The organism is Aurantiacibacter spongiae, assembly GCF_003815535.1.
Taxonomy (GTDB): Bacteria; Pseudomonadota; Alphaproteobacteria; order Sphingomonadales; family Sphingomonadaceae; genus Alteraurantiacibacter; species Alteraurantiacibacter spongiae.
Genome location: NZ_RPFZ01000001.1, coordinates 1,893,559 through 1,906,114, shown reverse-complemented (window position 1 = coordinate 1,906,114; position 12,556 = coordinate 1,893,559). Strand labels below are relative to the sequence as shown.

Here is a 12,556-nt window from a genome sequence, read left to right as displayed (position 1 = left end):
TCCCGCCCGCTCTCAGTCGCGGACGCGTTCGATCACCATGGCGATTCCCTGTCCGCCGCCGATGCACATGGTGACGAGGCCCCAGGTTCCGCCCACGCGCGCCAGTTCGTACGCGCACTTGATCGTCAGGATGCAACCCGTCGCCCCGACAGGATGGCCGAGCGCGACGCCCGAACCGTTGGGATTGACCTTGGCCGAATCGAAACCGAGCACCTTGGCCACCGCCGCCGCCTGGGCGGCGAAGGCCTCGTTGCTTTCGATCACGTCCATCCGTGCAAGGTCCAGTCCCGCGCGGCGCAACGCGATGGGGACGGCCTTGATCGGCCCTTCGCCCATGTGATCGGGTTCGACCCCGGCATGGCCCCAGGCGACGATCCGAGCGAGCGGTGCGAGCCCCCTCGCTTCGACCGCGCCCGCCGTTGCCAGCACCACCGCCGCCGCGCCATCGTTGATGCCGCTCGCATTGGCGGCAGTGATCGTACCGTCGCCTGCGAAAGCCGGCCGCATCGCGGCAAGCGCCTCGGCGTCGACGTCGGAACGGACGTGTTCGTCGGTGTCGAAACTGTGCGTGCCCTTGCGCGTCTTCACCTCGACGGGGAGGATCTGTTCGGCGAAGCGACCTTCCGCGATCGCCCGGGACGCGCGCTGGTGGCTGGTCACGGCGAGCGCGTCCATTTCCACGCGGCTGATACCGTGACGCCGTGCCACGTTTTCGGCGGTTATGCCCATGTGGTAGCCGCCGATGGCGTCCTGCAGGCCGACGGTCAGCGCATCCTCCTGCGTATTGTCGCCCATCTTGCAGCCCCAGCGCGTGCCGAAGTCGTGATAGGGCACGTTGGACATGCTTTCCGCCCCGCCCGCCAGCGTGATCGACGCCTCGCCAAGCTGCATCATCTGAGCGGCCGAGACGATGGCCTGCAGGCCCGATCCGCACAGGCGATTGAGGGTGAGCGCCGGCACGCTGTCCGGAATGCCGGCCCGAAGCGCGATGACGCGGCTCAGCATCGCATCGCGGGCGCTGGTCGGCATGACCTGGCCGAAGACGACATGCTCTACGTCAAGGGGCTTCACGCCTGCACGCATGATCGCTTCGGCCGAGACGAGCCTGCCGAGTTCGGCCGGCAGGAAGCCTTTCAGCGAACCGCCGAAATCCCCCACCGGGGTACGAACGCCGCTGACGATGTAGATGTCTTCCATGACCCGGTCCTCCGCTTCGTTGCTCAGCGCGATACCGCACCGGCGCCGCGCGATGGCGCCTCGGCCGGATAGTGCGATTCCAGGAACCCGAGGATATTTTCCGTAAAGGGATTGTTCGCGTCGCCCGCAACCATGTGGCCCGCCCCCTCGACCCGCGCAGTTTCGGCATCGGGCAACAACGCCCGCAGATGCGCCACCGATTGCGCGTTCACGACCTTGCTGTGCTCGCCATAGACCAGCATGACCGGAACCGCGATACGCGCGCTCGCCGCATCCAGATCGAAGCGTCGGTTGCCAAAGTCACGGTTGACGGCCGGGTCCATGAAGGCCGGATCCCAGTGCCAGTGGTAGCGACCGTTCTTCAGCCGCAGGTTCTTGCGCAAACCCGCAGCGTTGCGCGGGCGCGGGCGGTCCGTCATGTATCGCGCCACGGCGTCGGCAGCCTCCTCCACCGAAGCGAAGCCATTGGGATTGGCGGCCATGAAATCGAGAATTGGCCCGGTCCCCTCCCGCTGGAACCGGGGGGCGATGTCGACCAGAACGAGCGAGGACGCGGGCAAGGGGTTGTCGCCGCCGAGCGCGGCGATACCGGTCAACCCTCCCATCGAGGCACCGATGATCGCCGGTCTCGCGCCCGGCGGGCAAAGCTGCGCGACCACGGCTCGCAGATCGGTGACGTTGGGCGGTATTCCGTAAGCGTCAGTCCAGTCGCTATCCCCGTGGCCGCGCGCGTCGAAGGTGATCGCACGGTAGCCGGCATCGGCCAGAGCCGCGGCGGTTCTGGCCCAGGCGTGGCGCGTCTGCCCCGCCCCGTGCAAAAGGATGACAGGCTCACCCGCCCCGATACTGTCGCAAGCGAGCGAATTGCCCTCGGGCGTTTCGACCCGCGCGTCTTTCGTCGTCATGCCAGCATGGCGCCCAGCCTGTCGCGGATGATCGCTTCGGCGTCGGCGACCATGCGCGTCACCAACTCGGCGCAGCTCGGGATGTCGTCGATCAGCCCCTGCACCTGCCCGGCCCAGATCAGACCGGCGTCCAGATCACCCGTCTCCAGCCCCTCGCGCCCCTTCGCTCCCGCAACGAGGTGATGGATGTCCGAAAAGTCCACGCCTTCCCGGGCGGAGAGGGTCACGACCTCGTCAGAGACGCTGTTCTTCGCGACGCGTCCGGTGTTGCGGAACTTGCGGAAGATGAGGTTGGTCGCGCGCTCGTCATTGTCGACGATGAACTGCTTCACCCGCTGGTGGATCGGCGCTTCCTTCGTCGCGCAGAAGCGCGTTCCCATGTTTACGCCGTCCGCGCCCAGGGCAAGCGCCGCCGCCAGCCCGCGACCGTCGCCGATCCCGCCCGATGCCAGGATCGGCAGCTTCACGACATTGGCGGCGGCCGGGATGAGGACGAGACCGGGAATGTCATCCTCGCCCGGATGGCCGGCGCACTCGAACCCGTCGATGGAGATGACGTCCACCCCCATTCGCTCCGCGGAAAGCGCGTGGCGCACGGCGGTGCACTTGTGCAGCACGATGATGTCGTGCTCCTTGAAATGCTCGACATGCTCCTGCGGACGCGCACCCGCCGTCTCCACGATCCGCACGCCGGCTTCGATGATCGCCTGGCGATATTCGGCATAGGGCGGCGGGCTGGCGGAGGGCAGGATGGTGAGGTTCACGCCGAAAGGCCTGTCCGTCATCGCGCGGCACCGGTCGATCTCCCGCCGCAGGTCGTCGGGTGCAGGTTGCGTCAGCGCGGTGAGGATGCCCAGACCGCCGGCATTGGAAACCGCCGCCACCAGTTCCGCGCGGCCGACCCACATCATGCCGCCCTGGACGATCGGATGCTCGATCCCGAGCAGTTCGGTGATCCGCGTTCTGAGCGTCATGCGCCCTTCCCTTCGCTTCCCGGCCGGGCGGAGAATTGCGGTTTGCGCCGTGCGAGGAAGGCGGCAACCCCCTCTCGATGATCGACACCACCGGCGGCTGAAACCATCGAGGCATGCTCGCTTTCCAGCTGCGTGGCGAAGTCGCTCTGGAAACTTTCGTGCAGCAAGCGCCGCGCGGCGCCCAGCGACGTCATCGAAGACCCCGCCAGCCGGGATGCGAGCGTACCGGTCTCGTGCATCAGTTCGTCGTCGGCGACCACCTTGCTTGCAATGCCGAGGCGCAGGGCTTCCTCCGCCCCGACCTTCTCGTTGAGCAGAAGGAGGCGCTGCGCCGTTCGCAGGCCGACGATGCGCGGCAGGGTCCAGCTCATGCCGCCGTCGGCGCTCAGACCGATGTCGCCATAGGCGGCAAGAAAGTTTGCCGACCTGCCGGCCATCACGACGTCTCCCAGCAGTGCGAGACTGAACCCGGCCCCCGCCGCCGGACCGTTGACCGCAACCACGAGGGGTTTGGGCATCGTCGCCAGCCGGAAAAGGGCGGCGTGCAGATCTTCGATCAGCTGTTCGAGCATGGTCGCCCGATCACCACCCGCCTGCGCCATCGCGCCGATATCCCCGCCGACGCAGAACATTCGTCCGGCGCCCGTCACGACGATGCAGCGGACCGCCGGATCATCCGCGCAGCCCTCCACGGCCGCGCGAAACGCCGACGCCATCGACACGTCGAAGGCATTACCCACTTTTGGCCGCGACAGGGTGATCGTCGCCACGGTGTCCGCGAGGCGCGTTTCGATCATCGGGCCGCTCATCGCGAGCCCCGCTTCCGGGAGTCGATGCGGGTGCGCCACATGAAAGTCAGTCCTCCTGCAAAACTCGTCTTGCCGGTCCTTTCAGCATCGACGGGCCCATATTGCCAGCCGTGATTGCGTCACGACGTGGTGCGGCCCTGGGCGGATCGGGGAAGCAACCGATCACCTGCCGGCCCAACCGGTGCCGCGCGATTCGATTCACAAAGGCCGTTGCGGACAGGGGGCGATCCGCTGCAAAGGGTCGGCGTGAATTTCGCGCGTCGCCTTTCCTGCCTGCTTGCCATCCCGCTTCTCCTCACCGGATGCTCGCTCGCCAAGGACGGCATCCTGTTTCCGGCGGGCCGGGTGGCGGCGATCCAGCATGACCACCTGGTCCGCACGACGTTGCTGGTGATGATCGTCATCGTGCCGGTATTCGTCATGCTTCCGGTCGTATTGTGGCGCTATCGCCTGACCCGGCGCGACAGCACCTATCGACCCGACTGGGATTTCGCCTGGCCGCTGGAAGTCTTTATCTGGGGCGTGCCTTTCGTGATCGTCGGTCTTCTGTCCTTTTCACTATGGCACACGACCCATCGCCTCGACCCCTATGAGAGGCTCGATCCCGCCGGACGCGATCCGCTACGCATCGAAGTCGTGGGGCTCGACTGGAAATTCCTGTTCATCTACCCCGACGAAAATATCGCATCGGTCAATGAACTGGTCCTGCCCGAGGGGCGCGAAGTTGCTTTCACGCTGACTGCGGACGGACCGATGATGTCATTTGTCGTGCCGCGTCTCGGCAGCCAGATCTACGCCATGGCGGGAATGGAGACGCAGCTGCACCTGCTGACCGACGAACTGGGCGATTTCCGGGGCATGAACACGCAATTCAACGGGCGCCATTTCCACGAGCAGAAATTCGTCGTGCGTGTTCGCGACGATGAAGGGTATCGCGACTGGATCGCCGCGAACAGAGCAGGCGCGCCGATGACCCTTGCTGCCTACGCTCGCCTCGCCCGCCCGTCCACGGTGGCACGGCCGCTGCATTTCGGCGCCGTCGCCCCGAACCTGTTCGACCGCATCGTGGCGAAGTACCGTCCGGCGAAGAATACCGCGCCCATGCTCCACGGCGACGCACCGCATCCCCCGGAGCTCCGGCCGGCCGCGCACGATATCCCGGCGGGGGCGATGCCGTGACCGGTCACGACTGGATATACTGGCTGTTCGGCACGCTGCGCTGGTCGGACTTTCCCCCCAAGGGCGATCTCATTGCCGACTGCGCCGCCGGCATCGCGATCGCGGCACCGCTGGCGGTTGTCGTCCTGCTGACGGTCAAGCATCGCTGGCGGTGGTTGTGGGAGGAGTGGCTGACCAGCCTCGACCACAAGCGGATCGGTATCATGTACACCGTGATCGCCTTCGTGATGCTTGCCCGCGCGTTGATCGAGGCGGGTCTCATGCGGATGCAGCAGGCGCTGGCCGTGAATGCCGACGGCGTCGTCAGCCCCGAACATTTCGCCCAGCTTTTCTCCACCCATGGCACGGCGATGATCTTCTTCACCGCAATGCCGTTCCTGACCGGCGTCATCAATTACGTCATGCCGTTGCAGATAGGGGCGCGCGACCTGACGTTCCCCTTCCTCAACGCTGTCGGCCTGTGGCTGACGGCTGCGGGGGCCGGAATCGTCATGGCAAGCCTTGTGGTGGGCAAGTTCGCGATCGGCGGGTGGAGCGCATATCCCCCGTTCACCGAAACACCCTTCAGCCCCGGTGAGGGTGTGGATTACTGGATCTGGGCCGTTTCGCTCGCGTCCGTCGGATCGATGCTCAGCGGAATAAATTTCGCCGTGACGATCTACAAGGAACGTGCCCCCGGCATGCAGCTGTTCCGCATGCCGCTGTTCTGCTGGTGCGCGCTGTGCACGGCGATCCTGATGATCTTCGCCATGCCGCCGCTTACCGTGGCGACGGGGTTGCTGGCGCTTGATCGCTATGCCGGTTTCCATTTCTTCACGAACGATCTCGGCGGCAACATGATGGCCTATGCCAACATGTTCTGGCTGTTCGGCCATCCCGAGGTCTACATCCTCGTCCTGCCTGCCTTCGGCATCTGGTCGGAGGTGATCTCCACCTTCTCCGGCAAGCGGCTTTACGGCTATCCGTCCATGGTGTTCGCGGTGATGTGCATCGCGGTGCTCAGTTTCACGGTCTGGCTGCACCATTTCTTCACCATGGGGCAGAGCGCCAGCGTCAACGCCGCTTTCGGCATCGCCACCATGCTGATCGGGATACCCACCGGAGTGAAGGTGTATGACTGGCTGCTGACGATGTACCGGGGGCGTATCCGGCTGACCGCCCCGATGCTGTTCGCGATCACCTTCATCGCCTGTTTCGTGATCGGGGGGCTTTCGGGGATCATCCTCGCCAATCCGCCGGTCGATTTCGCGGTTCACAACTCGCTGTTCCTGGTCGCGCACTTCCATAACATGCTGGTACCCGGAACGCTTTTCGGCCTGCTCGCAGGTTACATGTTCTGGTTCCCCAAGGTTTTCGGCTTCCGCCTCGACGAACGTTGGGGGCGCATCGCCTGGGTCTGCTGGAGCGGCGGGTTCCTGGCCGCCTTCATGCCGCTCTACATCCTCGGCCTGATGGGAGCGACGCGACGCACGGCGCAGTTCTACCGCGCCGAATACGAACCCTTCCTGCTGTTCGCCTGGGCGGGCGCGTGGCTGATCGCCTTCGGCTTCGTCGCGCTGCTCGTTCAATTGTGGCTGAGCGTGAAGCGGCGCGACGAGCTGGCCGCACCCATCGGCGATCCGTGGGACGGACATTCGCTCGAATGGTGGACGCCCTCCCCGCCGCCCGAATACAATTTCGCCGTGCTGCCGAAGGTCGTCGATACCGAGACCTTCACCGTCATGAAGCGGCAGGAGAGCGCCTATCGCTCGCCCGATAGTTACGAGGACATCGAAGTCCCGCGCAATACCGGTATCCCGGTCATCATCGGGGCCGCCGCCTGTGTCTGCGCCTTCGCGCTTGTCTGGCATATCTGGTGGGCGGCCGTCGCCGGCTTTGCTGCGGCATGGGGCGCCTTGATCGTGCGCAGCTTCGATACCGACCAGATGCGCACCATCCCCGCCGCCGATGTCCGCAGGCAGCACGAGGCATGGCTGACCCGCGCGCGCGCGGCCACGCCCATCGACCGCTTCGCCGAACTCGAACCTGCAAACCGCGGCCGGGCGGTGGCAACGCAATGAACGATAACGTCGCCCGCCATCCCGGCGTCGCTGCCGAATCGTCGCACCCCGAAGTTCATCGCAAGCCGGAACCGGTCATGTTCGGCTTCTGGGTCTTCCTGATGAGCGACCTCGTGCTGTTCGCCGTGTTGCTGGCAACCTATGCCACGATGAGCGTGCACGGTGTGGCGGGCGGCCCGGCGCCCCGCGACGTGACCGACCTTGCCAGCGCGGCGATCGAAACCGCGCTGTTGCTCGCATCGAGCTTTACCTTCGGTCTGGCCTCGCTGGCGCAGAAATACGAGCAGGATCCGCGGCAGACGGTGCGATGGCTGCTTGTCACGGCCGCTCTCGGCCTCGCCTTCCTGGGCCTGGAGGCGCGCGATTTCGTCCGCCTGGTCGCCGATGGCGCGGTGCCGCAGCGCAGCGGCTTCCTCTCGGCGCATTTCACCCTGCTAGCCTGCCACGGGCTGCATGTCGCCGCCGGTCTCCTGTGGGTGGGCGTCCTGCTCATGCGGATGCGTGTCGGGCGGTTGCAACAGGTGGTACGGCTGCGCATCATGCGGCTGGCGCTGTTCTGGCACATGCTCGACATCGTGTGGGTCGCTATCGTGACCGTCGCGTTCCTGTTCGGAGCGGTGTGATGGCGACCAACCTGCCCGACAGCGAAGATGGCGATCCGCGCCGCGAATGGCGCGATCTCGTGACGGGGCTGGCGGCGGCGATCCTGTTGACGGCGGCGAGTTTTGCGCTCGTCATCTTCAGGCCGGTTTCGACCGGCTGGCTGCTGGCCGGGCTGGGCGCGCTGGCCCTGCTTCAGATCGCCGCCCATTTTCGCTACTTCCTGCATGTCGATCTCGACCGGTCGCATCGCGACGATCTGCAACTCGTGCTTTTTACCGGCCTTGTCGTCCTGCTGATGGTGGGCGGAACGATGTGGATTCTGTTCAGCCAGCACGCGAGGATGGGGTGACGGGCTTCGCGTTTCGCGTCTAGCCGTCAACCACGCCCGCTTCCTTGTCGTCCTCGATTTCCGGACGGACCTGCGCATGGGCAAGAAAGGCGAACAGCACCGCCCCGCCCACGAGGTTGCCGAGCGCCGCGGGCAGAAGGAAGCCGAACAGCCCGTCGCCCAGCGTCACGTCGCCGAACAGCACCGACACCCACATCTCCGCCGCTCCGACAACGCTATGGGCGACGTGCGCCAGCGCCATGAAACCGGTGATGAGCGAGATGGCGAGCATCTCCTGCCGTTCCAGGTTCGGTAGCGACCAGACCAGAACCGCCAGCATGAACCCTGCGGGTATGCCCAGCAGGAACGGGGCGACCATGTAGTGACCCATCGCCTCTGCGGAGAGGCGGCGGATCTCCTCGGAGATTTCCGGCTGGTGGGGGATGTCCCAGTATGTGAACAGGGCGAACATGAAGGTGCCGATCATGTTGCCGGCGAAAACGATGATCCACAGGCGAAGCGTGCGGAGCGTGTTCTTGACGCAGACCGTCGTCGCGGCGGGCAGCACCGCGGTAATCGTGCTTTCGGTGAACAGCTGCATCCGGCCCGCGATCACGGCGACGAACCCGACTACGTAGCCGAGCGAGACGATGATGTCCTTGTACGGCCCTTCGGGCAGTTCGACGCCGAGAATGCCCATTGCGTAGGGAGACAGGCCGATCACGAAGCCGGCCCCGAGCGCGGACCACAAGAGCGAGAAGAACGGGCGCTCCAGTTCCTCGATACCGCGCAGCCGGATGATTTCGTGAACGAGCTTCGCGTTGGCGGTCTCGTGACGCCGGATGATCCGCTTGTCGTTGCTGGAAAGCGCTTCGAGTTCGCGATCCTGCGGACTGTTCTCCACCGAAGTATCGCCCTTGCCGGCGTCCTTGTCCTTGCTCATGCAGGCTACAATTACCGACGAGCGGAAATGGGTCCGGAAGATCGCATCTGGCGCGACACGATCGCGCTCAGCCAGCCCGGTGCGAGATTGGCGATATTGGTCGCCATCAGGCGAAGATGCGCACCGTGCTGCGCCTTCATCATGCGCTTTTCGGTATAGGCGATCCATGTCAGCCGCTGGACGTCGCGGTCGCGGCACAGCGCGACGAACCGCTCCCGCAGCCAATCGGTCCGGTACCAGCAGGCCTGCAACAGTCCGAGCGCGCGAAAGACCTTGCCATGCTCGGCGAGGAAAGCCCTGCGCACCTCGGCGAGATGCCGCAACTCGCCGCTGGCCACGGCCCGCGCCGCCGCCTGAGCGCCCAGCTCGCCGCAGCGCATGGCGTAATAGATGCCCTCGCCGGATGCCGGTGCGACGACGCCGGCCGCATCGCCGACCAGAAGCACGCCGTGGCCGTCCTCCCACCGTTTGAGGGGCTTCATTGGAATCGGCGCGCCCTCGCGGCGAACGGTTCGCACGCCGTCGCTGCCGGTCAGAGACAGTTCGCGTCGCAACTGCGCGACCGCCTCGCGCAGGGCGAACCCCTTGCGCGCGGTGCCCGTGCCGATGCTGATGGTGTCGCCGTGCGGAAATATCCAGCTGTAGAAATCGGGCGAAAGATCGCCGCGATAGATGACGTCGCAGCAGGTTTCCGCAAGGGCCGGAGAGGGCGCCGCGGGGCGGGCCACGATCTCGTGATAGGCGAACACGTGTCGCCCCTTCTGCCCGGGCAGCGCCTGCCGCGCGACCTGCGAATTGGCACCGTCGGCGCCAATGACGATGCGCGCGCGGACCACCGCCACCCGGTTGCCGTCGCGCGGTTGATATTCCAGCCGGTAGCCACCGTCAGGCAGTCGCTGGAGCGTCCTGAAACGCCCTTCCCTGAGTTCTGCGCCGACGGCGGCGGCGCGGCGTCTGAGCCACGGGTCGAACCGTGCCCGGTCGACCATGCCGACGTAACCGTCTGGCAGGCTGTCGCTGATGTCCATCGTCACCGCGCGGCCCGATGGCGCGACGGCCCGAGCGGCGAGAATGCGGGCGCATAGCTGGCTTTCGGGAATGGCGAAGTCGTCGATTGCGCGCGGGGGTATCGCACCGCCGCACGGCTTGATGCAATCCGCGCGATCAAGGAGCATGACCGCGATGCCGGCCTGCGCCAGGGTATGGGCCGCGGTCGCTCCGGACGGTCCGCCGCCAACCACTACGACATCGAATTGCGGTGCAGCGCTAGTGTCTGTCATGCCGTCGCCTCCCTCGCCATGAAATGCTCGCCGCGTGCCAGCCATGCGGGTGCTGCGACGAACAGCAGCGCTTCCAGCGCGAAAACCGACACGTAACCGCCTGTGCTCGATGCGGTAAGGCGGGCGGCGATATCGTAGAGCACCGTGCCGGCAAGCCCGCCGGCACCGAATGCCAGGGCCTGGGCGGCGCCCCATACGCCCATGCGTGTTCCGGCTTCCTCCCCCCGCGTGGCGAGAGCCATCATCAGTGCGATCGCGCTTGCGGCGAACACGCCATTGCCAAGGCCGAGGAGAAGCAGCGCGGGCCGCAGCAGCGCCAGTAGACCTTCGGTTCCGCATAACGCAAGGATCGCCAGCGACAGTCCCGAAATCGCGCAACCGGCCTGCGTAAGTCCGCGCAAGGCCTTTACGCTTCCGCCGAACTGCCGCGCGGCAATCGCAGCCAGCGCCATTCCGGCGAGCGTTGCGCCGTTCTGGATCGAGGTCAGCGCCGTCGTCTGCGAAGGAGACAACGCAAAGACCCGGCCCGCGAACGGTTCCAGGATCAGATCCTGCATGCTGTAAGCGAGCATGGACGCGAAGATGAAGTAGGTGAACCGGCGCGCCTCGCGCTGCGCCCAGACCGCGGCGAAGGACAGTGCGAAGGGCCGCCTGTCGCGTTCGCGCCGCAGCCTGCGCTCGGGCTCCAGCCCGATCAGCGCCAGCAGGGCGAGCGTCAGGGCGCCGAGGGAAACCGAGCAACCGGCCTTGACCAGCGCGCCCATCGTGAACGGGTCGATCATCACGCTCACGATGATGGTGGTCACGACGAACCCGGCAATCATGGTCGACCATACGATCGCCGCGGCAGGTCCGCGCCGGGCGTCCTCGACATGCTCGGCAAGCATCGTCAGCAGCGCCGTTCCGGCCATGCCGACACCGATACCGATCAGGCCGAAGCCGCCTGTCACCACCAGCATTCCGGTGAGATAGTCCCCGTCCAGCAGCGCAGTGCCCAGCGTCGCGACGATGCCGCCCCCGGCCAGCACGGTCATGCCCCCGGCGATGAAGGGAGTGCGCCGCTCCAGCCTGTCGGAAGCGTGGCCCCAGCGCGGCCGAAGAACCTGCAGCACGTAGTGAAAGGCCACGAGCGCGCCCGGCACACTCGCGGCCAGTGCCAGTTCCACCACCATGATCCGGTTGAGCAGGGAAGTCGTCAGCACGACGATGGCGCCGAGCGATGCCTGGATCGCACCCACCCGCATGACGCCGATCCAGCCAAGCAGCGCATCGTCCCGCGACCCGGTCATGCGGACATTCCGTGGTGCACCGCCACGGCGGCGATCATCATGCCGGCGACATACATCAGCACCCCGACCGCATTGTACCACGGAGCATGCGCGCGCGGATCGCGCAGCAGCCGGCGCATGGCAAGAAGCTGTCCGGCCATGAGCGCGGCAATCGCGGCACCGGCCATCGGCTGAGCGAACCAGAAAAGGGAAGCGGATACCGCAACCTGCGGCGCGATCATGACCAGGCAGGCTATTCGCGCGGCCTTCGCCTCACCATAGCGCGCGGGCAGCGATCGCACACCGGTCGACAGGTCGCCCTCGACCGCCTTGAAGTCGTTGAGGACCATGATGCCGAGCGCTCCGAACGAATAGAACAGCGCGAACGGAACCATCAGCGGCTCGGCAAGAGCGCCGGTTCCACCGGCAATCATCGCTCCGGTCAGCCAGGCAAGTCCTTCGTAGGCCAGCCCGGTTGCGGCAGCCCCCGTCCATCCCTCCCGCTTGAGGCGCAGCGGAGGCGCGCTGTAGGCCCAGCCGAGAGCAAGGCCGGCGGCCGTTGCGAGCAGCACTCCGCCGCCGAGCAGGCCGGCAAAGGTGAGAGCGACCAGCGACAACGCCGTCGCGACCCCCAGCCCCCAGCGGCCGGGCACCCGGCCGGAAGGGATCGGTCGGGCCGGTTCGTTGATCGCATCGACATACCGGTCGTACCAGTCGTTCGCCGCCTGCGTGCCGCCGCACACCAGCGGCCCGGCGAGCACCAGTCCGCCAAGGACGAACGCCCACGGGTAGGGTTGCCCAGGCTGCCATCCGGCGACGCTTCCGCAAGCCAGCGCCCATACCGGGGCGAACCAGGTAACGGGCTTGACGAGTTCCAGCACGGCGGAAAATCGCGGTGGGGCGGCAATCGCGGGAAGTCGCGCACTGACCATCCGGCAATCCTACGCACCCCGATACAGTCGTCAACAAAAATTGACAGTTGGAGCGTAACGAAAACTGGACAACAAGAG

At 66.1% G+C, this 12,556-nt stretch carries 12 protein-coding genes; 4 read left to right on the top strand and 8 right to left on the bottom strand.

Going from position 1 to position 12,556, the window contains the following annotated elements; all coding sequences use genetic code 11:
- Nucleotides 1-12: 12 nt before the first annotated feature.
- The 4 genes from bktB to EG799_RS09275 are packed head-to-tail and all read right to left on the bottom strand — an operon-like array spanning nt 13 to nt 3,873.
- On the bottom strand, nt 13-1,197 hold the full coding sequence (gene bktB / locus EG799_RS09290) for a beta-ketothiolase BktB (protein WP_123880552.1): 1,185 nt from the start codon (nt 1,195-1,197) through the stop codon (nt 13-15).
- 23 nt (nt 1,198-1,220) lie between these two features.
- Nucleotides 1,221-2,102 (bottom strand): alpha/beta fold hydrolase, encoded by an 882-nt coding sequence (locus EG799_RS09285; protein WP_123880550.1) that lies wholly within the window; start codon nt 2,100-2,102, stop codon nt 1,221-1,223.
- Complete coding sequence (locus tag EG799_RS09280) at nt 2,099-3,076, bottom strand: NAD(P)H-dependent flavin oxidoreductase (protein WP_123880548.1); 978 nt, start codon at nt 3,074-3,076, stop codon at nt 2,099-2,101. The genes EG799_RS09285 and EG799_RS09280 overlap by 4 nt, the downstream gene beginning before the upstream one ends.
- Nucleotides 3,073-3,873, bottom strand: coding sequence for an enoyl-CoA hydratase/isomerase family protein (locus EG799_RS09275; RefSeq protein ID WP_234029097.1), 801 nt, complete (start codon nt 3,871-3,873; stop codon nt 3,073-3,075). The genes EG799_RS09280 and EG799_RS09275 overlap by 4 nt, the downstream gene beginning before the upstream one ends.
- Before the next feature lie 258 nt (nt 3,874-4,131).
- On the opposite strand from EG799_RS09275, the gene EG799_RS09270 reads away from it, so the two are divergent.
- Genes EG799_RS09270 through EG799_RS09255 form a run of 4 tightly spaced genes read left to right on the top strand, consistent with a single transcriptional unit; the run spans nt 4,132 to nt 8,076 of the window.
- Complete coding sequence (locus EG799_RS09270; protein WP_123880544.1) at nt 4,132-5,064, top strand: COX aromatic rich motif-containing protein; 933 nt, start codon at nt 4,132-4,134, stop codon at nt 5,062-5,064.
- A complete protein-coding gene (locus EG799_RS09265) occupies nt 5,061-7,124 on the top strand; it encodes a cbb3-type cytochrome c oxidase subunit I (protein ID WP_123880542.1) in 2,064 nt (687 codons plus the stop codon). The genes EG799_RS09270 and EG799_RS09265 overlap by 4 nt, the downstream gene beginning before the upstream one ends.
- Nucleotides 7,121-7,747, top strand: coding sequence for a cytochrome c oxidase subunit 3 (locus EG799_RS09260; protein ID WP_123880540.1), 627 nt, complete (start codon nt 7,121-7,123; stop codon nt 7,745-7,747). Before EG799_RS09265 ends, EG799_RS09260 begins: the two co-directional genes overlap by 4 nt.
- Nucleotides 7,747-8,076, top strand: a complete 330-nt coding sequence (locus tag EG799_RS09255; protein ID WP_123880538.1) for a cytochrome o ubiquinol oxidase subunit IV — start codon at nt 7,747-7,749, stop codon at nt 8,074-8,076. Before EG799_RS09260 ends, EG799_RS09255 begins: the two co-directional genes overlap by 1 nt.
- Before the next feature lie 19 nt (nt 8,077-8,095).
- On the opposite strand, the gene EG799_RS09250 is transcribed toward EG799_RS09255, so the two are convergent.
- Genes EG799_RS09250 through chlG form a run of 4 tightly spaced genes read right to left on the bottom strand, consistent with a single transcriptional unit; the run spans nt 8,096 to nt 12,478 of the window.
- Entirely contained in the window at nt 8,096-8,998 is a 903-nt protein-coding gene (locus tag EG799_RS09250) for a formate/nitrite transporter family protein (RefSeq protein WP_158611051.1), read from the bottom strand.
- An 11-nt stretch (nt 8,999-9,009) separates the two neighbouring features.
- Nucleotides 9,010-10,278: a geranylgeranyl diphosphate reductase gene (locus tag EG799_RS09245; protein WP_123880534.1), complete on the bottom strand. Its 1,269-nt coding sequence runs from the start codon at nt 10,276-10,278 to the stop codon at nt 9,010-9,012.
- A complete protein-coding gene (locus EG799_RS09240) occupies nt 10,275-11,567 on the bottom strand; it encodes a BCD family MFS transporter (RefSeq protein WP_123880533.1) in 1,293 nt (430 codons plus the stop codon). Before EG799_RS09240 ends, EG799_RS09245 begins: the two co-directional genes overlap by 4 nt.
- A complete protein-coding gene (gene chlG / locus EG799_RS09235; protein WP_123880532.1) occupies nt 11,564-12,478 on the bottom strand; it encodes a chlorophyll synthase ChlG in 915 nt (304 codons plus the stop codon). Before chlG ends, EG799_RS09240 begins: the two co-directional genes overlap by 4 nt.
- Nucleotides 12,479-12,556 lie beyond the last annotated feature (78 nt).